Here is a 23,511-nt window from a genome sequence, read left to right on the forward strand (position 1 = left end):
CCGCGCCGGAAAAAATGCGGGCCCTATCTGGGCCGCCGCCGCGCACCCGGATCGATCAGCATTCCACCACGTTCACGGCCAGGCCGCCCATGCTGGTTTCCTTGTATTTTGAGCGCATGTCCTCGCCGGTCTGGCGCATCGTCTCGATCGCCTGATCGAGGCTGACGATATGCGTGCCGTCACCATCGAGCGCGAGATAGGCCGCGTTGATCGCCTTCACCGCGCCCATTGCGTTGCGTTCGATGCAGGGCACCTGGACGAGCCCGCCGATCGGATCGCAGGTGAGCCCGAGATTGTGCTCGATCCCGATTTCAGCGGCATTCTCGATCTGCGCATTGGTCGCGCCGAGCACCGCCGCGAGACCGGCGGCGGCCATCGAGCAGGCGACGCCGACTTCTCCCTGGCACCCCATCTCGGCCGCCGAGATCGACGCGCGCGTCTTGTAGAGCATGCCGATCGCGGCCGCGGTCGACAGGAAGATCCTGACGCCCTCACGCGTTGCCGGTCCCTCGAAGGTTTCGTAATAGCGGATCACCGCGGGGATGATCCCGGCGGCGCCGTTGGTCGGCGCGGTGACCACGCGGCCACCCGCAGCATTCTCCTCATTCACCGCCAGCGCCCAGAGGCTGACCCACTGGATCGTGTGCGACGGTGCACCGCGTTCCGACCGGGAAATCAGCGCTTCATGCAACCCCTTCGCGCGACGGCGGACGCTGAGGCCGCCAGGCAGGATACCGTCCTTCAGCATCCCGCGATCGATGCAGCCGCGCATCGCATCAGCGACCCCGTCCAGCAGCGCGTCAGTCTCGGCGGCGGTGCGCCATGCCGTGTCGTTGCGGCGTACCAGCTCGCTGATCGAGATGCGCTCGATCGCCGCCGCGGCCAGCAGTTCGTTGCCCGAGGTGAACGGATGGCGCACCGCGACATTGCCCAGTTCAGGCCGCTCCCCGTCGCGCCGGATCGTACCGCCGCCGACCGAGTAGTAGCGCTGGACATGGCTTGTCCCGTCCGGGAACCAGGCAGTCAGGTCGAGGGCATTGGGGTGTTCGGGCTCGAAGCGCTCGGGATGGAAATCGATTCCTCCCTTCCCCTCAAGCTCGACCCGGTAACCGCCATCGCCACCGCCTTGCCCAAGCGAGAGGGCGTTCTCAGCGCGGAACCCGGCGACCATCGCCGTGGCCGCTTCGGGATCGACCGTTTCAGGTTCCCAGCCAGCCAGGCCGAGCAGGACCGCCACGTCGGTGCCATGGCCGATGCCGGTCAGGGCCAGCGAACCGTACAGGGCGCAACCGACCCTGGTCGCACGTCCGGGCAAAGCGAGAATCGTCCGCGCGAAATCCGCCGCCGCGCGCATCGGGCCGACCGTATGGGAACTGGACGGGCCAATGCCGATGGTGAACATCTCCGCGATGCTGATCGGACGATGGCGCGGGTCCGGAAGAGTCGAGGTCACGAGAGTTGACGTCACTGAGGCATGCTCCGTCTGGCGGCGCGAGCGCCGCGGCATGCCCCCTCTGTCCGTTTGCCTGAGATCGTTATCCCGTCGGCGGGTGCCGAGGCACCACTCTCCAGAGTGTCTGTGTCGCGCGGTCCTTCTGCCTGAGAGTTTCCGGGGCGGTTGCTCCTTCGGCGCCGGCCGAAGCCGATCTCTCCCGTGCGACGGTTCGTCCCTGAGCGAGCGTCAGCCCCGAGTCAATCGGAGCTGCGGTGCTTTAAGCGATGTCGCATATCAGACTAGCCGAGTTGAACGACAAGGCCGACGTCAGATTTTGTGGAGACCGTGCTCGACGATCTTCTTGATAAGATCGCGATGTCGAGGAAGGCTTCCGCGCAGTCGATCGATGTTCGACCGATTCTCTCGCGTTACGCGCTCGGCCAGTCTGCTGTCGGCTGCGATCGCGGCTGGCTCGATCTCAGTTTCGAAGCCCATTCCATACAGGACATATTGGTAGCTGGCTGCCGGAAATACCTCTTCGATACGGTCGAATTCGTCATGTACCCATGGGGGCTGATAGCGCCAGAGATGGAGCAATTCCTGCAAACGATCCGGAATCGTCTCCGGCATAACATTGTCGCGCCAGAAGGCGGTGTCGGTGCGCTTCGTCAGAACATAGTGTAGCTTGAGGAAGTCGATGATGCGCCCCCAGCGATATGATGTCGTGGCGTTGAAACGGGACGCCACGATATCCATCACCTCGCGGCACGCAGGCATCTGTTCGGCGATCAGTTTCGCCGACAGTTCGACAAGAACAATGGCAGATGCTTCGAGCGGCTCAAGGAACCCGGCAGCAAGCCCAACGGCCACGCAGTTGCGCTTCCAGAAGGTTTCGCGATGCCCCGAACGGATCGATATCTTGCGCACTGACAGTCCATCCGCTGCCGGCCCGATATATGCGCGCAATTCCCGCTCCGCCTGCTCATCGGAAATGTGACGGCTGGAAAATACATGCCCCGTGCCGCGCCGCGTCGGCAGACCGATATCCCAGATCCATCCGGCGGACTGAGCGGTCGAGATAGTGTGCGACGCTATCGGGCTGGATTCATCCTCATAAGGAACCTGCACCGCCAACGCGGTATCGCAGAACAGCACGTCGCCGCATTCCTTGAACGGGACACCTAGCGTCTCGCCCAGGAGCAATGATTTGAAACCGGTACAATCGACAAAGAGATCTCCTTCGATCTCACCGGCCTGTTCGGTCACGATACTCCGGATGTCACCGTCCTGGGCCTGAGTCACAGTCCGGACGTCGGCCAGCACGTGACGCACGCCAAGCTTTTCGCAGCAATGGCGTTGAAGGAAAGGAGCAAATTTGCCTGCGTCGAGATGATAGGCGTAGTTTGCGGCGCCCTCGAATTCCGCCGTCGTGATCGCCTTGGGCGCCAGTCCATCATCGCAGATCTTCCCCTGCGCGCAGACCATGTCGCAGAAGCTGTCGCCACCTTCGCTCGCCAGCCAATGGGGCACGAGGTTTAGCTGCGCAAAGCCCTGCGGCAGCATGAGAGGATGGTAATATGCGTCGTCATTGGCGCCCGTCGTCCATCGGGCGAACTTTGCGCCTTGCTTGAAAGCGGCATCGCACTCCCGGAAAAAATCGGTTTCCGAGACCCCGATTTTCTTCAAGGTCGAGCGCAAGGTTGGCCAGGTTCCCTCCCCTACGCCGATGATGGGTACGTTGGGCGATTCCACCAACGTAACCGTGAAATCATGCGGAATTCTACTGCGGTGCTTCGCGGCGATGATGCCGGCCGTCAGCCAGCCGGCGGTACCGCCGCCGACGATCACGATATTGCGAGTGCGGGTGACCATAGGATCCTGCAAAAAGAGGGGGCGCCTGCATCAGGCGCCCCCGACAGTCCGAACGTCAATAGTGGAAGCGCGCTCCGAAAGTGAAGCGGCGACCATAGGACCAGACATCAAGCACCTGGTTGTCGAAGCGACCATGGGTGCTGTACGTCGAGTTGTTGATATTAGTGACTTCGCCAAAGACGGTGATCTGCTTCGTGATGTCGTAGCTTGCCGAGGCGTCAACCTGAAGCTGCTGGTCGACAAAGACAGGCTCGGCACCGAAGGTGCCGCCCTGGCCCTGGCCAAGAGCCAGCAGATACTTGTCACGCCAGTTCACCGCACCGCGGATCTGGAAGCCGTTCTTGTCATAGAAGCCGACGAAGTTTGCGGACTTCGCCAGACCCGTGATCGAGAAGGAACCTCCCGAAACGTTAGTAGCGTCATAGGGACGGTTGGACGTCGGCAAGGTAGCGTTGGCGTTGAAACCGAAGCCGCTGCCGCCGAACACGTGCTGTAGCGCAAGCTCGACACCCTTCACCGTCGCCTCCGGACCATTGACCCGGGAGTTGATATTAAAGATTGCGAGCTTGCCTGTGCTTGGATCGATCACGTTGTTGATCGGTCCCTGCGTCACACCGCCAACGATGAAGTTGGTGATGTGCTTCAGATAGAAGTTTGCCGCAAAATACGAATTGCGCTGATAGTACCACTCGACGGCCGCGTCGAAGTTGTCGGACAGATACGGCTTCAGGTCGGGATTGCCGCCGCTGGCCGAGAGGCTGCCGACACGCAACGTACCCAGGTTGACCGTCGGACGAAGATCAGCGAGCGCCGGACGGGTCAGCGTCCGGGACGCATCCAGACGGAAGATCAGGTTGGGCGTGATTTCCAGCTTCGCGTCGAGGCTAGGCAGGAAATAGCTGTAGCTGGACCTCCGCGAGATAGGCTGCTGCGCCGAATAACCATCCTTCGGGGTATTCGGCCCAAGCGCCGGGTTCGGCTGAATGAGCGTCGGGTCGCCTGCCGGAATCGACAGGCCTAGAACCTGACGTCCGACCGCGGTGGTATTCACGGTGGTGCCCTCGTTCCGAATGCCGGCCGCGATATGGAAAGGCATGCCGGCGATCTCATTGTCGAACGCGGCCTTGAAGAAGATCGCATAGGTCTTCTCCCGCACTTCCAGGATGCTACCCGGATCGAGAGTGGGTGCGACGGAACCGCCTGAAGCCTCGAGCAGCTTATAGACCTGATAAGGGTCGTAAACGATGATCGAGGGCGCGAGGCTACCCTTATACCCCGGGATGAAGTTCCCGGTGCCGATCGTCCCCTGATAGACAGTGGACGGCAGCGGCGCGATGCCGCCGCTGCTTCCGCCCGGACGACCCGACGGCGTACCATAGCCCGAACGGCTCGCGAACACGCCGTTCGAGAAGGTGCTGGTCGACTGCTGGGTCAGCTTGTCTTCAATATACTGGGCACCCAGCTTCACCGAGAAGCCGTCCTTGTTCCAGCCGAGCGATCCCCTCAACTGCTTGACGAGGTCGGTATTGTATGGCGCGCCACGAACGATCACGTGCGAGCCGATGAGCGACTGATTGGTGAACTGCCCGACATTGCCCGCGGGTCCAACATCATGAATCTGCGGCAGATAGTCGCTGCTTGGGCCCAGGATGCTCAGGCCGGTGTTGGCACCAAGAATGGTCGTGCTGCCATTGGTACCACCGTAGCCGATGTCCATGCTGTCGCTATAACCGTTATTGCCCGGGTTTCGGGTGCTGCGGGAGATTGCGCCGTCCAGTTCGAACGTCAGGTGTTCGATCACGTCCCACTTCAGGTTGGCACCAACCTGATTGGTCTCGTAAATGTTGCGCGACTGATTGGCGTTGAAATCCATCGGCGTACCGAACTGGTTGAAATCAACCACTGTCCGGTTCGAATCATACTTCACGTTGCGCAGATCAGAGCCGTTGAACCACGCGGCATAGCCGTAGGCGCTGCTGTGCACCGTCTGGCGGCTGTAATTGTCGTCGATCGTCAGCACCATGCTGTCCGTCGGACGCCACTGGATGGCGATACGACCGTCGACACGCTCGTCCCGGGTGTTGGTCTGCTCGATGCCCTGCTGCTGCGGGAACCAGGTGAGTACAGAGTTCCGGTTGGCTGGATTCGCCCAGGCGGCTGTGGTCGAGTCGCTGGTCGGCGAACAGGACGAACCTATCGGGCCGGTCTGGCACGGCGCGAAGTTGGCACCGACCCAGCCAGGCACGAACACGTGGTTCGAGGTCGTGTCGCGGCGGGTATAGGCGACGTCGGCGAGCACACCGATCGTGTCGTCAGCGAACGTGTTAGAAACCAGCGCGCCGCCCGTCGCCCGCACATTCCCGTCACGCGACTGGAGCGAACCCGAAGCCGTGGCGGCGAGGTGGAAACCGTCGCGGTCGAACGGCTTGGGCAACGACACGTCGATGGTGCCGCCAATTGCGCTCGTCGAAAGCTCCACGTCGGGCGTTTTGTAGACGCTCAGGCGGCCGACAAAGTCCGAGCCGACGGTGGTGAAGTCGACGCCGCGGCCACCGGTCGCGGTCGAGATGTGCCGCCCGTCGTACAGCGTATCGACAAAGTCGCCGCCGAAGCCGCGGATGCTGACGCCGGTCGCATCACCGCGCGCACCGGAGCGCTGAATGGAAAGGCCGGGCAGACGTTGTAGCGCGGAAGCGACGTTAGAATCCGGGAACTTGCCGAGATCTTCGGCCGAGATCGCGTCGACGACACCGGACGCGGCGCGCTTGATATCCAGGTTGCGCTGAAGCGAACCCCGGATACCGGTAACAATTACGTCTTCTTCCTCGGCGGTGATGGATTCGGAAGCGCCGGCCGAGGCGGCTTCCTGCGCGAGCGCGGGCGTGACGGAAACGAGCGCGATCACGCCGGAAGCTGCCGTCAACAGCAGCTTTCTTATGCTAACCCGATCCTGTGCGGGCCAATACTCAATCATGTGGTGTTACCCCCTCTATTTCGTTCGAATGGGCCGGATGCACCGACACCAAACACGGCGGTTTCGACCGCGCATTCACGGATCTAGAGGCGCCTAAAACCCCTGCGGGGCGCGCAAACATCCTCCCAAATCCGAAAATCTGTCGCTTCGGTCATGTGCAAATTATCCATCTACGTTACCGCTATCAAGCATAATTTGTCGGAGTAATAGACGTATGGTCAAACCTGTTGCATTGAACCCACACCCGACACGAGTTTGATTTCAACGAATCGCGGCCTTCCATGCCGGCGTATGCGTGTCGGATCAGATAGAAAGACAAGGGGAGGTAGAGGTGGCCCAAGAGCTGGAAATCCTGAACAACGAGACGCACAGAAACCTGCGAATGCGACCCGACCCAAGCGGACCGTCGCCCCACTTCGTCACGATAACGACGGAAGAATTCCACATTGCGGCAATTACTTGCCCCATATTTTTCGCCAAGGACTCCGGAACGGGCGAATTTTACGCCGCTGCCCTGTTCGGCTTCCAGCCGGGTGAATTGCTGGTAGACCAGGATCGATCCGGAAAGCCTGTCTTTCAGCCCCTCGATTTCAGGCGTCAGGGTTTTTTCATCGCCGACGACGGCATTGCCATCGACTCCGCACACGCGCGTTTCGACCTGGTTGCCACAGATCCCTTGTTCGAGGAGGATGGCAATCCGAGCGAGGCTCTCCGACGCATTCAACGCGTCGTGGGACAACTCGCAACCGGCATGCAGGCGACGCGCGCCTTCATCGCCGAATTATTGCGCCTAAACCTAATTGAACCCATTGATATATCATTGAAATTCGACGACGGAGAAGAACTGACGTTGAATGGATTGTACACGATAAGCCGTGACAATCTGAGAGACATTCATGATAACGATACCATTGCTCTTTTTCGAAGTGGGTATTTGCAGGCAGCGTGGACGATGTCTCTCTCGGTCAATCAAGTTGCGACATTAGCTCGCCGTCGGAACGAACGACTGGCTGCAAAGCCGTGAGCGAGGGCGCTCCGCCGGACGTGATCGAAATCGGCACTGATGTGCTTGCCAACGAGCGCGTGTTTCGTCGCGCGGTTATGGAAGCCTGTCAGCCAATCATCATTCGCGGCGCAGTTTCGAATTGGCCGGTAGTGCGGGCTGCCCAGACTTCCCTGGAAGCGCTGCGTGCCTATCTTGCGCGGTTTGCGATGAGCCGCAGGGCCGAGGCTTTTGTCGGGGATTCGGTCATCGCTGGTCGCTATACCTATACCGATCGTCTGGACGGATTTAATTTTGAACGCGTCGAGATGGATTTGCTTGGCGCTTTCGACCAAATCGTGGCCAACGCCGGCCGTGCCGGTTCTCCCACCGTTTATATGGGCTCTGCGGAAACGGAAGCTTTTCTCCCCGGTTTTTCCGCAGAGAACCGTACACCGGCAGTTCCTGCCCGGATAGGGCCGAGAATCTGGATCGGAAACGCGTCCAACATATCCTGCCATAACGACACATTCGACAATATCGCCTGCGTTATCGCAGGCCAGCGGACATTCACTCTCTACCCGCCTGATGCGGTCGCCGACCTGTACGTCGGGCCGGTCGATTATACGATGGCTGGCCGTCCGATCAGTCTTGCCTCCGGTGCCGTTGGCCAGGAAGCACGCTATCCGCGTTTCGCAGGCGCCGAACGCAGAGCCTCCGTCGCTCGGCTTATGCCCGGAGACGCGTTATATCTACCGAAACTATGGTGGCATCAGGTCGAAGCGACAGCACCCGTCAATGTGCTCATCAACTATTGGTGGGATGGCTGGAGCATCGGACCCGACGCGCCCGACACGACCATGTTGCTAGCGATGATCGCTATCGCTGAAAGGCCACCGGCCGAACGGGCTGCATGGAAAGCGATGTTCGATCACTATGTCTTTCGCAGTGAAGGGCACCCTTTGGCGCATATGCCCGAGGCACGCCACGGCATCCTCGGGCCCTTGCGAGACGGAAACTACGGACTCATCCGGGCGAGGGTGATGCAGCTTTTGAGGGACATCTAGGCCGTAGACTCATAAGCCCGGAGCCACAGGCGCACTGAGGCGAGCTGGACCATGGCGAGAAAGTTTGCGGCGAGCTTGTCGCAGCGGGTGGCGACCCGGCGGAAGTGCTTCAGCTTGGAGAAGAACCGCTCGATCATGTTGCGCTCACGGTAGAGCCGCTTGCTGAAGCAGGGTTTCCACTTCCGGTTGCTTTTCGGCGGGATGTTGGGTGTGGCGCCCTGATCCTGGATCAGCTGGCGGATGCGGTCGGCATCGTAAGCCTTGTCCGCCAGCACGATGGTGCGCGGGCCAAGGTGGTCGAGCAGCGTGTCGGCGATCTGGCCATCGTGCGTCTGCCCGGCGGTCAGACCAAGCCGGATCGGAAGGCCTTGCGCGTCGACGACAACGTGGATCTTGGTCGTGAGCCCGCCGCGTGATCGACCGAGACAGTGATCTGCACCCCCTTTTTTTTCCGTTGCGGCCTGCTGGTGGGCGCGAACGGAGGTGCTGTCGATCATCTGGATGTCGCCATCATGCGCGGCGGTAATGGCATCCATCAGCCGGTCCCAGACGCCCGCCTTTCGCCATCGCAAGAAGCGGTTGTAGCAGGTTGTGCGCGGGCCGTAGCGCTCGGGCAGGTCGCGCCAGGGCGCACCGGAGCGCAGCACCCAGAAAATGCCGTTCAGCACACGCCGGTCATCGATGCGCGGCACGCCTCGAGGCTTGTTGGGCAGCAGTGGCTCGATCGTGCGCCACTCGAAGTCGGTCAGGTCGTATCGGCTCATGCCGACGCTGAATCACCTCTTGAAGAGCTTGGAAAGGATTTGCCGCGCGGATGGGGGCTCTACGTAGTCCTCGAACTCCCATCGTGACCATCGGGCCAGCTTCGTAGCCACCTCCGTCCAATCATTCCCGGTGGCTTGAGCAATCCGCTTAGCGACATAACGCTCGACCGCTCCGTAGTCGAAGTTCACCATGAACAGACAGAACCGGCCGGACACCAGGTTCTCGCGTTTGACCTCAGCAGCGAGCCAAGCGGGCGAGCATACCTCGAAGTCGAAAGACTCCTCGCCCGGAGCACCCTTCGGTCCGATCAAGGCGCGAAGAGATAGGCAGAACGTCTCACCCGGCGCGTATGACGCCAGATCGTCAACGTCGGTGCTAAACAAGGACCGCAGTTCGGCTTCCATCCGTTCACCTTAGCTGAACGGCTCTTCCATGCCTACGTTTTATGAGTTCACGACCTAGTCCAATCTTGCCGGCCCCACCTGGGCGGGCGCGACGGCGACGCCTTATCGATCGCCTCACCGGCACCCGCCCTACCCTTTACCAGACCTTCACGCGGGCATCCGGCGCAAGGTACAGCTTCTGGCCCGGCTGCACATCGAACGCCTTGTACCACGCATCGAGGTTGCGCACCGTCTGAGCGCGGAACCTGCCCGGCGAATGCCCGTCGGTCGCGACCTGCTGACGCACTGCCTTCTCGCGAGTCTTCTCCCGCCAGCTTTGCGCAAAGGCCAGCAGGAAGCGCTGATCGCCCGTCAGCCCGTCAATCACCGGTGCCTCCTTGCCCCCGAGCGATGCGCGATATGCCTCGTAGGCCGCCGTCAGGCCAGCCACGTCGGCGATGTTCTCGCCCAGCGTCTGCTCGCCGTTGAGGTGAAGCCCGGGGAGCGGCTCATAGGCATCATATTGCTTCGCCAGGGTCGCGCTCTGCTGCTTGAAATGGGCGAAGTCCGCGGGAGTCCACCAGTTGCGCAGCTTGCCGCTCGAATCGAACTCGGCGCCGGTATTGTCGAAGCTGTGGCTGATCTCATGGCCGATCGTGGCACCGATCGATCCGTAGTTCGCCGCCGCGTCCGCCTTCGGATCATAGAAGGGGGCTTCGAGGATCGCCGCCGGGAAGTTGAGCGCGTTCTGCAACGGCAGGTTGACCGCGTTGACCGTCTGGGGCGTCATCCACCACTCGCCCTTGTCCGGCGCCTTGCCGATCTTGGCAAGCTGATGCTTGTATTCAGCCAAACGCGCGCGCTCGAGATTGCCGAGCGGATCATCAGCCTTGATATCGAGCGACCCATAATTGCGCCACGTATCGGGATAGCCGACGCCGACACGCATCGTCTGAATCTTCTTGCGTGCCTCGGCCTTGGTCGCGGGCGCCATCCAGGTCAGGTTTTCGACACGCTTGTCGAACGCGGCGAGGATGTTCTTCACCATGCCCTGAATGTCGGTCCTGGATGAAGCCGGGAAGAATTTGGCGACATAGATCTGGCCGACCGCATCGCCCAGATTATTGTTCACGGCAGCGATCGCCCGCTTGTCGCGCGGACGTGGCTGCTGCGTGCCGCTCAAGGTCTTGCCGAAGAAATCGAACGAGGCGTCGTCAAACGCCTTGGGCAGCACCGCCGTGACGGTGTTGAGATGATGAAAGGCCAGCCAGTCCCGCCACGCATCGAGCGGTTCGCTTGCCACCAGGGCGGAAAGCTTCGTGGTCGGGGCGGGATGCCAGACGATGAAGTCCTGCTGACCGGACAGGCCCGCGGCGGCGAAGAATGCGTTCCAGTCTATCCCCGGCGCCTTCTTCGCGAAATCAGCCTGCTTCCACGCGTTGTTCGCCTTGTGGACATCCTGGCTATCGACATAGCCCGCATGCGCACTGGCGATCTTCGTTTCCAGCGCCATCACCCGATCGGCACGGGCGCCCGGATCGCTCATCCCGGCCAGGCCGAAGACCTTCGTGATGTACGCCTTATAGGCGGTGCGGAGCTGGGCCATCTCCGGCTTGGCCGAGACATAGTAATCGCGCTCCGGCATGCCGATGCCGCCCTGCAGCAGATAGGGCACTGTCTGGCTCGGGTTGTCGAGCGCCTGGGTAACGAACAGGCCGAACAGATGCTCGGTGCGGAAATTGGTCGCATTGAGCGGATCGACATCGGCGCGCAGATCCGCGCCCAGCGCCCGGGCCAGCGCAGCCTTGTCGGCGATCGCGGCGATCGCATCAAGCTCCGGCTTGATCGGGGCAAGGCCGCGTTTCTCGATGCCGACGGTATCAAGATAGGCATTGTAGAAATCGGCGATCTTGCGCTGATCGGTTCCGGCCGCGGCATTCGCCTTGGCGGCCTCGGCGATCAGCTGCGCGTTGCGCCCTTCCGCCACATTGAACACCTGAAGGAAGATGCCAGTACTCGACCGGTCAGCCGGGATCTCGGTCTTCGCGCGCCAGACGCCATTGGCATAAGCATCGAAATCGTCGCCGGGCTTCAGCGCCTTGTCGATTCCCGCCACATCGATGCCGATTGCCGTTCCAGCGACCGGCGCGGGCGCGCTCTGGGTGCAGGCGGTGGTGGCAAGCAGGGCGGCGAGAAAGATCGTGGGACGCTTCATCAGACAAACCTCTCCAAAGGTGTATGACGTGAGGAGTACACCGGAGATTCCGGTTACGCCAGATACCACCTGGGCAGATGCCGCCGCATGGCGCAGCCTTATCGCGAGCGTCGCTTCCCATTCGCGCGATCGCTGTCTAGTCAGGAGCGCGGGACGAGGATGAAAGCATGAGCGCACCGGCGTTGGAGAGCAGGGCATCGCCTGAGAACGAGGCGTTCCGGCCGAATGCGGTGCGCGCCCGAGGGTTGGTGGAGCGGCTGCTCGATCCCGGCCCGCGCTTTCTGCAGTCCGGCGCCTTCAGAATGTGATGACGAACGGAATGCTTCTATTCCTCCCGGTTCCGGGGAGGAACTTCCAGGAGATGCCCAATGTCCCTGATCCTCGCCTTTCTCGCCCAGGTCACTCCAGTCCAGCCGATGCCCAAGGGCACCGGCCTGCCACCCCCCGGCACCGACGAAGGCGCGGTAATGGCACCGATCAACGCGATGCTCGCCGGCCTTGCCGCGCGAGATTCCGCCGCGATCCTTGCGCAGCTTCGCCCGGACGGCGGCGCCACCGTCGCCAATGAAGCGCCCAACGGCGTGCGCACGGTACGCCATATGAACTGGACCGAGTTCGCCGCCAGCGTCAAACCCGGCCCGGAGAAATATGAAGAGCGCATCAGCAACCCGGCGATCGAGATCGACGGCGATATTGCGATGGTCTGGACGCCCTATACCTTCTTCATCGACGGCAAGGCGCATCATTGCGGCGTGGACCATTTCGACCTGGTCCGCGACACGGGCTCCTGGAAGATCGTCAACATTACCTGGTCCGCGCGTGCCACGGGTTGCGAGGGCTGATCTTGATCAAATCCCTTCTCCCGCCATGAGCGGCATCACCTTCCGCCCGGCCACCGCCGGCGGCCTTCCCGCCATCGTCGCGCTGCTTGACGATGACGAGCACAGCAAGGGGCGGGAGGCCCCGAGCCTGCCGCTCGACCAGCGTTATTTTGCCGCGTTCGAGGCGATCGCCGCCGATCCGAACCAGATGCAGGTCGTCGCCGAACTCGACGGTGAAGTGGTCGGCACGATGCAGTTGAGCTTCCTGCCCGGTATCGCCTTTCGCGGCGGCTGGCGCGGGCAGATCGAGGCGGTCCGCATCGCCAGCAATCTGCGCGGCCAGGGACTGGGCCAGCAGATGATCGCTTGGGCGGTCGAGCGTTTCCGCGAGCGGGGTTGCGGCATGGCGCAGCTTACCTCGATGTCGACGCGTATCGACGCCCACCGCTTCTACGAGACCATGGGCTGGAAGAAGAGCCATGCAGGGTTCAAGCTGAAGCTCTGAAGAAACAACGCAAGGGAGTTGGATATGGCCGAGGGCTTCGATTTCACCGGCAAGACAGTGATGGTCTTTGGCGGGACCAGCGGCATCAACCTGGGCATCGCCAAGTCCTTTGCGCGACGCGGGGCGAAGCTGGGTGTCGCCAGCCGCAGCCAGGACAAGGTCGACGCAGCCGTCGCGGCGTTGTCGGGCGAGACCCCCGCGCTCGGCTACAGCCTCGACGTTCGCGACTATGAGGCGGTGAAGGCAGCGATCGACGATTTCCGCGCTCAGCGCGGCACGATCGACGTGCTGGTGTCGGGCGCGGCCGGCAATTTCCCCGTGCCGGCAGCGATGCTGAGTTCCAACGGCTTCAAGGCGGTCGCCGAGATCGACACGCTCGGCACCTTCCATGTGATGCGCGCCGCCTATGAGCACCTGACCAAGCCGGGCGCGAGCATCATCAACATCTCCGCGCCGCAAGCCTTCATCGCGACACCGATGCAGGTGCATGTCTGCGCCGCCAAGGCCGGAGTCGACATGATCACCAAGACGCTGGCGATCGAATGGGGACCTGAAGGTGTGCGCGTGAACTCGGTCTCGCCCGGCCCGATCGCCGGCACCGAAGGCATGGAACGCCTTGCCCCCACGCCCGAGGCCAAGGCACGCTCCGCCAAAGCGGTGCCGCTCGGACGGATGGGCACGGTGGATGATGTCGCCGATGTCTGCCTGTTCCTTGCCTCGCCCTACGCCCGCTATGTATCGGGCGTCGTGCTACCGGCCGATGGCGGCTGGACGGCAGGGCGCAGTCTTGGAGGAATCGGTTGATGGCCGGCAAATATTATGACGAATGGCAGGTGGGCGACCGGATCGTCCACGAGATCCGCCGCACAGTGACCGAGACCGACAATCTGCTGATCTCCACCCTTACCCATAATCCGCAGCCGTTGCATCTCGACGCCGATTATGCCGGCGGGACCGAGTTCGGCCGGATCGTCGTCAACGGCACTTTCACCTTTGCACTGATGATCGGCGTGTCGGTCGGGGACACGACACTTGGCACGCTGGTGGCCAATCTCGGTTACGACAAGCTGGTGATGCCGAAACCCGTGTTCATCGGCGACACGTTGCGAGGCGAGACCGAGGTCGTTGAGTTGCGCGACAGCAAGTCACGGCCCGATGCCGGGCTGGTGACGTTCCGCCACCGGATGTTGAACCAGCGGGACGAAGAGGTCTGTTCGTGCCTCAGGACCGCCCTGATGCGGAAGAAGCCGGCCTGAATTTCCCTGTTCCTGCGCCGATAACAGGGAATTTTATTTTTTCCTGGATCGAAAATCGCCATTTCGTCCAAATTATTCAATAAGTTCATATGTTTGAATAGATTTCCCTGTTATGCAGGAACAGGGAATTCTTCCGGGCATAACAGGGCAATCTCCGCCCGGAACAGGCAAATTCAGTGGCCAGCGATGAGAATGAGCGCGGGTGAAGCCTGAGGTTTCACCCCGGCATGATCGTTATCCTTTTCGCGCCGCGATTGAATCGATCCCTCCGGTTACCGGAGGCAGCGGTGCCGTAACGCATCCCCGATAACTCCTACCTAATCGAGCAAGCATCTCGGTGCGCCTGTTGCTGAGCGCGGAGTGGCGATCCCTCGCTTTACCTCCTGGAATCACCCAGAAATGGAGTCGGCAACGCCTATCCCCCGGCACATGCGTGGGAGGGAATCTCTCGATAAGGCAGCCCGATCGTTGACATTGGAAATAAATACACAGACAAATACACGGCGCGCGAGAAAGACCAATAATCGGTGCGTGGTTTGTGATCCGGGGGAGGACCCTTGCAGCGGGTGCACGTCAAACGACGCGGCCGGCGCAAGCATGCCCTTCCCCAAGAACGGACGATATCGCGAGGGGAGCCTGAAGATGAAATCGGCCTACTGCCTGGGTGCCGCAATCCTGATGTTCGTGGCGAGCCCTGGCGGCGCTCAAGTGACGACGAACGCGCCCCCGCCCGTCGCCGGCGCGCTGCCGGTAACGATCGAGCGAATCAAGATCCACTCGGCGGCCATCATGGGCAATCTGGAAGGCGAGACCGCTGACCGCGACGTGATCGTGGTGCTGCCGCCGAGTTACGCGAAGAGCCCGCGGCGCCGCTATCCCGTCGTCTATGCCCTTCACGGCTATTCGATCGGCGCTAACCAGTGGACCAGGGAAATCCATGTTCCGCAGACGATCGAGGGTGGCTTCGCCAAGGGCGCGAAGGACATGATCCTGGTCTTTCCCGACAGCAAGACCATCCACAACGGATCGATGTATTCAAGCTCGGCGACGACCGGGGACTTCGAGGCCTTCGTGGCGCGCGACCTGGTCGCCTATATCGATGCCCATTATCGGACGCTGGCGCGACGGGAGAGCCGCGGGCTGGCGGGCCATTCGATGGGCGGATATGGCACCAGCCGGATCGGCATGAAGCATCCGGAGGTGTTCGGCGCTCTCTATATGATGAGCCCATGTTGCCTGTCGGCGCGCCAGGGCGGCCAGTTCAATGCGGAGGCGGCGGCGGCACTTGCGGCCGTGAAGGTGCCGGCGGATTCAGCCAAGTTGCCGTTCGGGCTGAGAGCGCAACTGGCGAGCGCCGCGGCATGGTCGCCCAACCCGAAGAACCCGCCGCTCTATCTCGACCTGCCGGTGAAGGACGGCGTGGCCCAGCCGGACGTCCTCGCGCGATGGGCGGCCAATGCGCCACTGGCCATTGTCGACCAGTATATCGGCAACCTGCGGCACTATCGTGCGATCTCGATCGATGTCGGAGACAGGGACGGACTGAAAGTCGACGCGGAGAAGCTTCACACCGTGCTCGACAGCTATGCCATCGCCAACGGCTTCGAAATCTATCCAGGCGACCACACCAACAATGTCGCAATCCGGTTCCAGGATCAGGTGATCCCGTTCTTCAGCCGCAATCTCGTCTTCGAGAAGAACCGTTGAAGTTGCCGACACGAAGAGAATGGCCAATCCCGACCGCAATCGAACGATCATCGACCATCAGAGGAAGACAATCATGAAGCCTGGCTACGCAGCCGCCGCTATGCTGATCTTTGCGACCCCGGCCTTGCCGGCCCATGCTCAGGATTTCGATCCGATGGCGTTAGCCGACACCAACGCCGACGGCAAGGTGAGCCTGGCCGAGGCGACTGCTTTTTCCGCTCAGGGCTGGACCTTCGTCGATCAGTCGAACGCGGGGAAGATCAAGAAGGAGACCCTGCCCGACTTCATGCAGCCTTCCTTCGCGAGCACGAAGGCGGACGCCGAAGGCTATGTCTCCAAGGATGCGTTCCTCGCGGCCGTGCCCGATCGTTTCAAGGCAGCCGATACGAACGCGGACGGTTTCCTCAGCGATGCCGAGCTTCGAGGCTTTCTCGGAATGCCGTGATCATGCGGCATCTTCCCCGCACGGGCGGCGGGAAGATCGGATCGTTTCAGACCGTGAAGCTTTCCCCGCACCCGCATTCGCCCTTGGCGTTGGGGTTCTGGAATACGAAGCCGGCGGTGAAATCATCCTCGACCCAGCTCATGGTCGATCCGATCAGGTAGAGGATCGACCCGCCGTCGACGAACAACGTCCCGCCCGGCGTTTCGATACGCTCGTCGAACGGCTTGGCCTCAGTGACATAGTCGACCGAGTAGGCGAGCCCGGAGCAGCCGCGACGCGGCGTGGACAGCTTGACGCCGATCGCGCCCTCGGGCGCCTTGCCCATCAGCTCGGCGATCCGCGCCTCGGCGGTCGGGGTCAGGATCAGCGCCGCGGGGCGCACGCGCGTGGTCGTCGCCATCACAGCATCCCCAGTTCGAGCTTGGCGTCGTCGCTCATCTTCTGCGGATCCCAGGGCGGATCCCAGACGAGATTGACGTCCGCGGTGCCGACGCCCGGCACCGATCCGACGCGCAGTTCCACCTCGGCGGGCATGGATTCAGCAACCGGGCAATGCGGCGTGGTGAGCGTCATCGTCACCGAGGCATGGCCTTCATCGGTTACCTCGACGCCGTAGATCAGACCGAGATCGTAGATGTTCACCGGAATCTCCGGATCGTAGATCTCCTTCAGCGCATCGACCACCGCCTCATACAGCGCGCCGCCCGGCTCGCCGGTGGAAAGCGCCTCGGGCTTCTGTGCCAGGAAACCTTCGAGATAGTCGCGCTTGCGCTCGAACGTTTCGGTCACCCCGCCATCGACGCGCGCCTTGGGCGGCGCCTCGACCGAGGCGACCTCTTCAACCACAATCTTCCGCTCTTCGTTCATGCGAACCCTACCCGAAAATCCGTGTTACCCGCTCGATCCCGCGCACCAGCGCATCCACGTCAGCCGCGCCGTTATAGACGCCAAAGCTCGCCCGTGCCGTCGCCGGCACGCCCAGCGCCTCCATCAACGGCTGAGCGCAATGATGCCCGGCGCGGATCGCGACCCGCTCCTCGTCCAAGATGGTGCCGATGTCGTGCGGATGCACCCCCTCGATCGAGAAACTGACGATCCCGGCCGAATCCTCGGGGCCGTAGAGCGTCACCGAATTGATCTGCGACAATGCCTCGCGCGTCTTCGCGACCAGAGCCGTTTCGTGCGCGTGGATCGCGTCGAGGCCAATGCGCTCGACATAGTCGATCGCGGCATGCAAGCCGAGCGCGCCGACGATGTGCGGCGTCCCCGCCTCGAAACGGCCCGGCGGCGGGGCATAGGTGGTTTTCGCGAAGGTGACCCGGTCGATCATCGATCCGCCGCCCTGATAGGGCGGCATCGCCTCGAGCAGTTCAGGCCGCGCCCACAGCACGCCAATGCCGGTCGGGCCATAGAGCTTGTGGCCGGAGAAGACGTAGAAATCGCAGTCGAGCGCCGCGACATCCACGGCCATGCGCGGCACCGCTTGGCAGCCGTCGAGCAGGATCTTCGCGCCGACCGAATGGGCGATATCGGCAGCGCACCGCGCATCCAGAAGCGACCCGAGCACGTTCGAGACATGCGCCAGCGCGACCAGCTTGTGGGCAGGCGTGATCATCGCGGCCATCGCGTCGAGATCGATACGGTGATCAGGGGTGAGTGGGATGACGTCGATCGCGGCACCGACACGCTCCGCGGCCATCTGCCACGGGACGATGTTGGAGTGATGCTCAAGCGTCGAGAGCAGGATTCGGTCGCCCGCCGTCAACTGCTCGCGCGCCCAGCATTGGGCGACGAGGTTGATGCCCTCGGTCGCGCCACGCACGAACACGATCTCGTCGGCGCTGCCGGCACCGATGAAGCGGGCGACCTTCTTGCGCGCCGCCTCATAGGCAAGCGTCATGTCGGCCGAGCGCTGGTACACGCCGCGATGAACGGTGGCGTAGGTTTCGGCATAGGCGCGGTCGATCGCGTCGATCACGGGCCGCGGCTTTTGCGCCGTCGCCGCGGTGTCGAGATAGGCCCAGCCCTGCGGGATCGCCGGGAAGTCGGCGAGCAGGTCGAGCGGGCGGGTGGCGGTGAGCGTGGTCATGCGCTAGCGCCCAGAACCCTTCGCCCCTTATGGGAGAAGGTGGCGCGCAGCGCCGGATGAGGGGGAATGAGGTTCGGGATGCTCGCAAGCATCCCCCTCACCCTTCCCATGCCTTCAGCATGGGCCCCTTCCCTCTCCCACAGGGGGAGAGGGAGAAGAAGACTCTCCCCGCTCACAGCATCCGCTCCAGCGCAGCCTGCGCCGCCGTTTCCAGCGCCTCGCGCTCGCCCGCATCGGCAACGTCGTCGAACACCGATCCGATGAACGCGCGCAGCAGCAGCGCCTTGGCTTCGGCCGGCGCGATGCCGCGGCTGGCGAGGTAGAAGAGCGCCATCGCGTCGAGTTCACCGACGGTCGCGCCATGCGCGCACTTCACGTCGTCGGCGTAGATTTCCAATTCGGGCTTGGCGTTGGCGGTCGCGGTTCGCGTCAGCAGCATTGCCTTCACCGACTGGCTCGCATCGGTCTTCTGCGCATCGCGTGCGACCGCGACCTTGCCGAGATAGCTGCCGGTCGCGCGCGCGCCGAGCACCGAGCGGACGACCTGGTTGCTGGTGGCGTTCGGCTCGATGTGGCGCATCGTGGTCACGATCTCCAGCGTCTGCTCGCCGCCGCCGAGCATCGCCCCGCCAAGCTCGAAATGCGCGCCGTCGTGCAATGTCACATCGATCGCCACCCGGCCGAGCTTGCCGCCGGTGTTGAGCACATGGAACGTCGCCCGCGCTCCCGCCGCGAGGATGACGGCATAATCGCGGATCGCCACCGTATCGGTATCAGCGTCCTGCACGATGACGCGCGTGATCTCCTCACCGGCTGCGACATGGATCGTCTCCGGGGTTGCCACCGGCCAAACGGTCGCGACAGCGTCCAGATCACTATAGCGCCACGCTTCATCGCGGCGGGTGGGGATAGCAAGCGAGGTCATAGCGCACGCCCCATCGTCGCGCCTTCGCGTCTCCGCGTGAGCACGTAATTGGATTCACGCGAAGACGCGAAGACGCGAAGGAAAAGGGAAATGCCTGCGGCGCTCACGCTGCCATCGCTCCATAGCCCTCGGCTTCGAGCTCAAGCGCCAGCTCGGGACCGCCCGAGCGCACGATCCGGCCGTCCGCCAGCACATGCACGAAGTCCGGCTTCACATAATCAAGCAGCCGCTGGTAATGCGTGATCAGCAGCACCGCCTTGTCGGGCGCGCGCATGATACGGTTGATGCCGTCGCCGACGACGCGCAGCGCGTCGATGTCGAGGCCGGAATCGGTCTCGTCGAGGATCGCCAGCTTCGGGCCGATGATGCCCATCTGGACCATCTCGTTGCGCTTCTTCTCGCCGCCGGAGAAACCGACATTGACCGGACGCTTGAGCATCTCCTGGTCCATCGACAGCAGGTCGGCCTGGGCGCGGGCAAGCTTCAGGAACTCGCCGCCCGACAGTGGCACCTCGCCGCGCACCTTGCGCTGCGCGTTCAGCGCCTCGCGCAGGAACTGGACATTGGACACGCCGGGAATCTCGACCGGATACTGGAAGCCGAGGAACAGGCCCGCCGCCGCGCGCTCGTGCGGCGCCATCTCAAGCAGATCCTGACCGGCGAAGCTGACCGAACCCGAGGTTACTTCGTAACCGGGCCGCCCGCCGAGCACATAGCCAAGCGTCGACTTGCCCGCACCGTTCGGCCCCATGATCGCATGCACCTCGCCCGCGTTCACGCTGAGCGAGAGGCCCTTGAGGATTTCCTTGCCGTCGATTTCGGCACGGAGGTTTTCGATTTTCAACATCAATTCTGCCTCTTGGTGGAGCGCATCGCAATCACGCGTTCCAGATACTCATCCTTGCGAGCCTCGATACAGGCGGTCAGCGCCGCCGCATCCTTCGGCCTGGTCGCGGCGCACGCCACGCCTGCATCGCACCAGAACCTGTCCAGTTCAGCATCGCCGACCGAATGGGTAACCCGGCACACCCGCAACCGCCCCTTGCGGTCGATCTTCATGCTCACCCCGACCCGCTTGAGCCGCTGGCCGAGTACGACGATGTCTTCGATCGGTTCTTCCGGCGGCGCAGCCGGGCCGGCGAGTTGCAACGCCAGGGCGAGCATCATCACCCGACGCTCCCCTCGAGCGAAATCCCCAGCAGCTTCTGCGCCTCGACCGCGAATTCCATCGGGAGCTGCTGCAGCACCTCGCGCGCGAAGCCGTTGACGATCAGCGCCACGGCCGCCTCGGAATCGAGGCCGCGCTGCATCGCGTAGAACATCTGGTCTTCGCTGATCTTCGAGGTGGTCGCTTCATGCTCGATCTGCGCCGATGGGTTGCGCACCTCGATATAAGGCACGGTGTGCGCGCCGCACTGGTCGCCCAGCAGCAGCGAATCGCACTGGGTGTAGTTGCGCACGCCCTCGGCGGTCGGCGCCACGCGCACCAGGCCGCGATAGGTGTTGTCGGACCGGCCGGCGGAAATGCCCTTCGACACGATGGTCGAACGGCTGCCCTTGCCGAGATGGATCATCTTGGTGCCGGTATCGGCCTGCTGGCGGTTGTTGGTCACCGCAACCGAATAGAATTCGCCGACGCTGTTCTCGCCCGCGAGCACGCAACTCGGATATTTCCAGGTGATCGCGCTGCCGGTCTCGACCTGGGTCCAGCTCACCTTGCTGTTCTTCCCCTGGCAGAGCGCGCGCTTGGTGACGAAATTATAGATGCCGCCCTTGCCCTCGGCGTCGCCGGGATACCAATTCTGCACCGTCGAATATTTGATCTCGGCATCGTCGAGCGCGACCAGTTCGACCACGGCCGCATGGAGCTGGTTCTCGTCGCGCATCGGCGCGGTGCAGCCTTCCAGGTACGAAACATACGCCCCCTTGTCGGCGACGATCAGCGTGCGTTCGAACTGGCCGGTATTCTCGGCATTGATACGGAAATAGGTGCTGAGCTCCATCGGGCAGCGCACCCCTTCCGGGATGTAGACGAAGGTGCCGTCGGAGAAGACGGCGCAGTTGAGCGCGGCGAAATAATTGTCATGCTGCGGCACGACCTTGCCGAGCCATTTGCGGACGAGATCGGGATATTCGCGGATCGCCTCGCTGATCGACCGGAAGATCACGCCCGCCGCTTCGAGCTCCTTGCGGAAGGTCGTCGCGACCGAGACGCTGTCGAACACCGCATCGACCGCCACCTTGCGCGCGCCCTCGACCCCAGCGAGCATCTTCTGCTCCTCGATCGGGATGCCGAGCTTTTCGTAGACGCGCAGGATCTCGGGATCGACCTCGTCGAGGCTGCCGACCTTGGGCTTGGCCTTGGGCTCGGCGTAATAATAGGCGTCCTGATAATCGATCGGCGGCACGTTGAGCTTGGCCCAGTCGGGCGGCGTCATCGTCAGCCACAGGCGGTACGCCTTGAGCCGCCAGTCGAGCATCCATTCGGGCTCGTTCTTTTTGGCCGAGATGAAACGGACCGTGTCCTCGCTCAGGCCCTTTGGCGCGAATTCCTGCTCGATGTCCGAATGGAAACCCCATTCGTACGTCTTGTTCGCGGCGGCGTGCGCTTCTGCGTTCTTCGTGGCCATTATGCCGGCACCTGCGACAGGCTGGCGAGGCTGACGCCCGCGAGCGCGCCCTTTACCGCTCCGTTGACGACGTTCCAGTGCGGCTTCACCCGACAATTCTCCTCGATGCAGCAATCATGGCTGCCCTGGTCAACACAGGCCGTCATCGCGATCGGCCCCTCGATCGCCTCGACGATATCCGCCAGGCTGATCGCCGCGGCCGGGCGCGCAAGGCGAAAGCCGCCCCCGGTGCCCCGCGTACTCTCGATCAGGCCCGCGCCGGAAAGCCGGCTGACCAGCTTCTGCACGGTCGGCAAGGGCAGCCCCGTTTCTTCCGCCAGCAGGGTCGCGTTGAGCCGCGCCGCGCCGCCGCAATGGCGGGCAGCGGCGGACATCATCACGACCGCATAATCTGCAAGGCTGGAAAGGCGCATCTGGTCCAATCGGATTGATTCGTTCCGATTGGGCATGTGGGAGCCTGAAGCCCGAAGGTCAACCCCGTTCCTCCCCGGCTCGGGGCGGGTAGAATCATGTATCGCTGATCAGCGGGCTCACCTGGCCGCCAAGCGCGACTCGCTGGCTGATCGTCAGTTGCGACAACAGGCTGGGTTCAGCCTTGATCTGGCGCGGCGTGTAGCCAGTGAACTGCTTCACCTCGCGGATCAAGTGGGACTGATCGTAGAAGCCCCGCGCGATCAGGTCGTCGACCGACTGGCTTTCCGACACCAGGGCCACCGCGGCGCGGAGTGCGCGATATTTGCGCGCGAGCAGCTTCGGCGGCGCACCGTACAGCGCCTTGCACTTGCGCTCGACCTGGCGGCGAGAGAGCTTCGTCGCCGCCACCAGATCCTCCATCTCGGGCGACGGGCTGGCGGCGAGCCAGCTGTCGACATGCCGCACGAACGCAGTCGCGCTGCGGTCACAGCCACGCACCAGCTCCCGGATCAACTGCTCGGCGATCGCCACCCGCGCCGGGATGTCCGACGCGTCGCGCAACGCGTTGGCGGCAGCGCGCAGCCTTGGCCCGCCGAACAAGCCGGTCGCGTCGATCACCCGGTTGAGCATGCTCGAGGCATCGTTGCCGACCAGCGCCGCCCATCCACTCGCGGTCACGCCCATGCCAAGCACCAATACCGGCCCCTCGCACCTGACCCGCATCGCGCCGCTGGTCGGGCCGATGATGTGGATGTCCGACGCCTCCTGCAATGTTCCATCGGGGAAGCGATAGTCCGAGCCGCCCGGCGACAGGCGGAAGCGGAACTGCGCATGGTCCGCGCGCTCCATGTCCTCGAACAGCGGGACGTCCGCACGGAAGTGATAGAAAAGCGTGATGTACTCGGTGAGGTCCGCGGCCGGGACCGCGTAGTCCAGCTGGATATCCGCCACTGTTGCGCCCCTTTTTATGGGAGAGGCGTAACCCGCTCTGCGCCCAATGAAAAGAGGCCCGGCCGGCAAGCCGGC

24 protein-coding genes and 2 riboswitches are annotated in these 23,511 nt (G+C 62.9%); of the genes, 9 read left to right on the forward strand and 15 right to left on the reverse strand.

Annotated elements, in window-relative coordinates:
• Positions 1 to 55: 55 nt before the first annotated feature.
• The 3 genes from NDN01_RS13740 to NDN01_RS13750 form a co-directional block, all read right to left on the reverse strand.
• The gene (locus NDN01_RS13740) at positions 56 to 1,402 is read right to left on the reverse strand and encodes an L-serine ammonia-lyase (protein WP_443025250.1); all 1,347 of its coding nucleotides are present in this window, start codon (positions 1,400 to 1,402) and stop codon (positions 56 to 58) included.
• 108 nt (positions 1,403 to 1,510) lie between these two features.
• Positions 1,511 to 1,576, reverse strand: a riboswitch (glycine riboswitch).
• Position 1,577: 1 nt separating this feature from the next.
• Positions 1,578 to 1,665: riboswitch (glycine riboswitch) on the reverse strand.
• Positions 1,666 to 1,762: 97 nt separating this feature from the next.
• Complete coding sequence (locus NDN01_RS13745; RefSeq protein ID WP_272622057.1) at positions 1,763 to 3,307, reverse strand: tryptophan halogenase family protein; 1,545 nt, start codon at positions 3,305 to 3,307, stop codon at positions 1,763 to 1,765.
• Positions 3,308 to 3,362: 55 nt separating this feature from the next.
• Positions 3,363 to 6,212 (reverse strand): TonB-dependent receptor, encoded by a 2,850-nt coding sequence (locus NDN01_RS13750; RefSeq protein WP_336298301.1) that lies wholly within the window; start codon positions 6,210 to 6,212, stop codon positions 3,363 to 3,365.
• A gap of 400 nt (positions 6,213 to 6,612) precedes the next feature.
• Between NDN01_RS13750 and NDN01_RS13755 the strand changes: the two genes are divergently transcribed.
• Positions 6,613 to 7,305 (forward strand): SapC family protein, encoded by a 693-nt coding sequence (locus NDN01_RS13755; protein WP_272622060.1) that lies wholly within the window; start codon positions 6,613 to 6,615, stop codon positions 7,303 to 7,305.
• Positions 7,302 to 8,330, forward strand: coding sequence for a cupin-like domain-containing protein (locus tag NDN01_RS13760; RefSeq protein WP_272622061.1), 1,029 nt, complete (start codon positions 7,302 to 7,304; stop codon positions 8,328 to 8,330). The genes NDN01_RS13755 and NDN01_RS13760 overlap by 4 nt, the downstream gene beginning before the upstream one ends.
• On the opposite strand, the gene NDN01_RS13765 is transcribed toward NDN01_RS13760, so the two are convergent.
• The 3 genes from NDN01_RS13765 to NDN01_RS13775 form a co-directional block, all read right to left on the reverse strand.
• A complete protein-coding gene (locus NDN01_RS13765; protein ID WP_272622063.1) occupies positions 8,327 to 9,094 on the reverse strand; it encodes an IS5 family transposase in 768 nt (255 codons plus the stop codon). The genes NDN01_RS13760 and NDN01_RS13765 overlap by 4 nt on opposite strands.
• 12 nt (positions 9,095 to 9,106) lie before the next feature.
• Positions 9,107 to 9,499 (reverse strand): immunity 8 family protein, encoded by a 393-nt coding sequence (locus NDN01_RS13770; protein ID WP_272622065.1) that lies wholly within the window; start codon positions 9,497 to 9,499, stop codon positions 9,107 to 9,109.
• Between the two features lie 136 nt (positions 9,500 to 9,635).
• Complete coding sequence (locus NDN01_RS13775) at positions 9,636 to 11,693, reverse strand: M13 family metallopeptidase (RefSeq protein ID WP_272622067.1); 2,058 nt, start codon at positions 11,691 to 11,693, stop codon at positions 9,636 to 9,638.
• Between the two features lie 167 nt (positions 11,694 to 11,860).
• Here NDN01_RS13775 and NDN01_RS13780 point away from each other — a divergent pair, with 167 nt between their 5' ends.
• The 7 genes from NDN01_RS13780 (at position 11,861) to NDN01_RS13810 (ending at position 16,427) form a co-directional block, all read left to right on the forward strand.
• Positions 11,861 to 12,001: a hypothetical protein gene (locus tag NDN01_RS13780; protein WP_272622068.1), complete on the forward strand. Its 141-nt coding sequence runs from the start codon at positions 11,861 to 11,863 to the stop codon at positions 11,999 to 12,001.
• A gap of 60 nt (positions 12,002 to 12,061) precedes the next feature.
• Positions 12,062 to 12,535 (forward strand): nuclear transport factor 2 family protein, encoded by a 474-nt coding sequence (locus tag NDN01_RS13785; RefSeq protein ID WP_272622070.1) that lies wholly within the window; start codon positions 12,062 to 12,064, stop codon positions 12,533 to 12,535.
• A gap of 25 nt (positions 12,536 to 12,560) precedes the next feature.
• Positions 12,561 to 13,019, forward strand: coding sequence for a GNAT family N-acetyltransferase (locus tag NDN01_RS13790; RefSeq protein ID WP_272622072.1), 459 nt, complete (start codon positions 12,561 to 12,563; stop codon positions 13,017 to 13,019).
• A gap of 24 nt (positions 13,020 to 13,043) precedes the next feature.
• Positions 13,044 to 13,823 carry an SDR family oxidoreductase gene (locus NDN01_RS13795; RefSeq protein ID WP_272622073.1) on the forward strand — a complete coding sequence of 260 codons (780 nt, stop codon included), beginning with the start codon at positions 13,044 to 13,046 and terminating at the stop codon, positions 13,821 to 13,823.
• On the forward strand, positions 13,823 to 14,275 hold the full coding sequence (locus NDN01_RS13800) for a MaoC family dehydratase (RefSeq protein WP_272622075.1): 453 nt from the start codon (positions 13,823 to 13,825) through the stop codon (positions 14,273 to 14,275). The genes NDN01_RS13795 and NDN01_RS13800 overlap by 1 nt, the downstream gene beginning before the upstream one ends.
• Positions 14,276 to 14,917: 642 nt before the next feature.
• Positions 14,918 to 15,982, forward strand: a complete 1,065-nt coding sequence (locus tag NDN01_RS13805) for an alpha/beta hydrolase (protein WP_272622077.1) — start codon at positions 14,918 to 14,920, stop codon at positions 15,980 to 15,982.
• A gap of 73 nt (positions 15,983 to 16,055) precedes the next feature.
• Positions 16,056 to 16,427: a hypothetical protein gene (locus tag NDN01_RS13810; RefSeq protein WP_272622079.1), complete on the forward strand. Its 372-nt coding sequence runs from the start codon at positions 16,056 to 16,058 to the stop codon at positions 16,425 to 16,427.
• Positions 16,428 to 16,473: 46 nt separating this feature from the next.
• On the opposite strand, the gene NDN01_RS13815 is transcribed toward NDN01_RS13810, so the two are convergent.
• The 9 genes from NDN01_RS13815 to NDN01_RS13855 form a co-directional block, all read right to left on the reverse strand.
• Complete coding sequence (locus NDN01_RS13815; protein WP_272622081.1) at positions 16,474 to 16,827, reverse strand: HesB/IscA family protein; 354 nt, start codon at positions 16,825 to 16,827, stop codon at positions 16,474 to 16,476.
• Positions 16,827 to 17,294, reverse strand: a complete 468-nt coding sequence (locus NDN01_RS13820; protein WP_272622083.1) for an SUF system Fe-S cluster assembly protein — start codon at positions 17,292 to 17,294, stop codon at positions 16,827 to 16,829. Before NDN01_RS13820 ends, NDN01_RS13815 begins: the two co-directional genes overlap by 1 nt.
• A gap of 7 nt (positions 17,295 to 17,301) precedes the next feature.
• A complete protein-coding gene (locus NDN01_RS13825; protein WP_272622085.1) occupies positions 17,302 to 18,516 on the reverse strand; it encodes a cysteine desulfurase in 1,215 nt (404 codons plus the stop codon).
• 172 nt (positions 18,517 to 18,688) lie between these two features.
• Positions 18,689 to 19,441: a SufD family Fe-S cluster assembly protein gene (locus tag NDN01_RS13830; protein WP_272622086.1), complete on the reverse strand. Its 753-nt coding sequence runs from the start codon at positions 19,439 to 19,441 to the stop codon at positions 18,689 to 18,691.
• Positions 19,442 to 19,544: 103 nt separating this feature from the next.
• Entirely contained in the window at positions 19,545 to 20,288 is a 744-nt protein-coding gene (gene sufC / locus NDN01_RS13835; protein WP_272622087.1) for a Fe-S cluster assembly ATPase SufC, read from the reverse strand.
• Positions 20,288 to 20,608: a hypothetical protein gene (locus NDN01_RS13840; protein ID WP_272622089.1), complete on the reverse strand. Its 321-nt coding sequence runs from the start codon at positions 20,606 to 20,608 to the stop codon at positions 20,288 to 20,290. The genes sufC and NDN01_RS13840 overlap by 1 nt, the downstream gene beginning before the upstream one ends.
• Positions 20,608 to 22,071 (reverse strand): Fe-S cluster assembly protein SufB, encoded by a 1,464-nt coding sequence (sufB, locus tag NDN01_RS13845; protein ID WP_272622091.1) that lies wholly within the window; start codon positions 22,069 to 22,071, stop codon positions 20,608 to 20,610. The genes NDN01_RS13840 and sufB overlap by 1 nt, the downstream gene beginning before the upstream one ends.
• Entirely contained in the window at positions 22,071 to 22,484 is a 414-nt protein-coding gene (locus tag NDN01_RS13850) for an SUF system Fe-S cluster assembly regulator (RefSeq protein WP_272622093.1), read from the reverse strand. Before NDN01_RS13850 ends, sufB begins: the two co-directional genes overlap by 1 nt.
• Positions 22,485 to 22,578: 94 nt before the next feature.
• On the reverse strand, positions 22,579 to 23,436 hold the full coding sequence (locus tag NDN01_RS13855; protein WP_272622095.1) for a helix-turn-helix domain-containing protein: 858 nt from the start codon (positions 23,434 to 23,436) through the stop codon (positions 22,579 to 22,581).
• Positions 23,437 to 23,511: the final 75 nt, after the last annotated feature.

Origin of the sequence: Sphingomonas sp. QA11, assembly GCF_028473665.1 — a bacterium.
In the GTDB taxonomy this organism is placed as follows: Bacteria; Pseudomonadota; Alphaproteobacteria; order Sphingomonadales; family Sphingomonadaceae; genus Sphingomonas; species Sphingomonas phytovorans.

Coding starts and splice junctions, on each gene's coding strand:
- NDN01_RS13800 (WP_272622075.1), top strand. CDS start 13,823: ATGGCCGGCAAATATTATGACGAATGGCAGGTGGGCGACCGGATCGTC.
- NDN01_RS13820 (WP_272622083.1), bottom strand. CDS start 17,294: ATGAACGAAGAGCGGAAGATTGTGGTTGAAGAGGTCGCCTCGGTCGAG.
- NDN01_RS13740 (WP_443025250.1), bottom strand. CDS start 1,402: ATGTTCACCATCGGCATTGGCCCGTCCAGTTCCCATACGGTCGGCCCG.
- NDN01_RS13850 (WP_272622093.1), bottom strand. CDS start 22,484: ATGCGCCTTTCCAGCCTTGCAGATTATGCGGTCGTGATGATGTCCGCC.
- NDN01_RS13785 (WP_272622070.1), top strand. CDS start 12,062: ATGTCCCTGATCCTCGCCTTTCTCGCCCAGGTCACTCCAGTCCAGCCG.
- NDN01_RS13810 (WP_272622079.1), top strand. CDS start 16,056: ATGAAGCCTGGCTACGCAGCCGCCGCTATGCTGATCTTTGCGACCCCG.
- NDN01_RS13830 (WP_272622086.1), bottom strand. CDS start 19,441: ATGACCTCGCTTGCTATCCCCACCCGCCGCGATGAAGCGTGGCGCTAT.
- sufB (WP_272622091.1), bottom strand. CDS start 22,071: ATGGCCACGAAGAACGCAGAAGCGCACGCCGCCGCGAACAAGACGTAC.
- NDN01_RS13775 (WP_272622067.1), bottom strand. CDS start 11,693: ATGAAGCGTCCCACGATCTTTCTCGCCGCCCTGCTTGCCACCACCGCC.
- NDN01_RS13790 (WP_272622072.1), top strand. CDS start 12,561: ATGAGCGGCATCACCTTCCGCCCGGCCACCGCCGGCGGCCTTCCCGCC.
- NDN01_RS13780 (WP_272622068.1), top strand. CDS start 11,861: ATGAGCGCACCGGCGTTGGAGAGCAGGGCATCGCCTGAGAACGAGGCG.
- NDN01_RS13770 (WP_272622065.1), bottom strand. CDS start 9,499: ATGGAAGCCGAACTGCGGTCCTTGTTTAGCACCGACGTTGACGATCTG.
- NDN01_RS13795 (WP_272622073.1), top strand. CDS start 13,044: ATGGCCGAGGGCTTCGATTTCACCGGCAAGACAGTGATGGTCTTTGGC.
- NDN01_RS13765 (WP_272622063.1), bottom strand. CDS start 9,094: ATGAGCCGATACGACCTGACCGACTTCGAGTGGCGCACGATCGAGCCA.
- NDN01_RS13805 (WP_272622077.1), top strand. CDS start 14,918: ATGAAATCGGCCTACTGCCTGGGTGCCGCAATCCTGATGTTCGTGGCG.
- sufC (WP_272622087.1), bottom strand. CDS start 20,288: ATGTTGAAAATCGAAAACCTCCGTGCCGAAATCGACGGCAAGGAAATC.
- NDN01_RS13745 (WP_272622057.1), bottom strand. CDS start 3,307: ATGGTCACCCGCACTCGCAATATCGTGATCGTCGGCGGCGGTACCGCC.
- NDN01_RS13825 (WP_272622085.1), bottom strand. CDS start 18,516: ATGACCACGCTCACCGCCACCCGCCCGCTCGACCTGCTCGCCGACTTC.
- NDN01_RS13815 (WP_272622081.1), bottom strand. CDS start 16,827: ATGGCGACGACCACGCGCGTGCGCCCCGCGGCGCTGATCCTGACCCCG.
- NDN01_RS13840 (WP_272622089.1), bottom strand. CDS start 20,608: ATGATGCTCGCCCTGGCGTTGCAACTCGCCGGCCCGGCTGCGCCGCCG.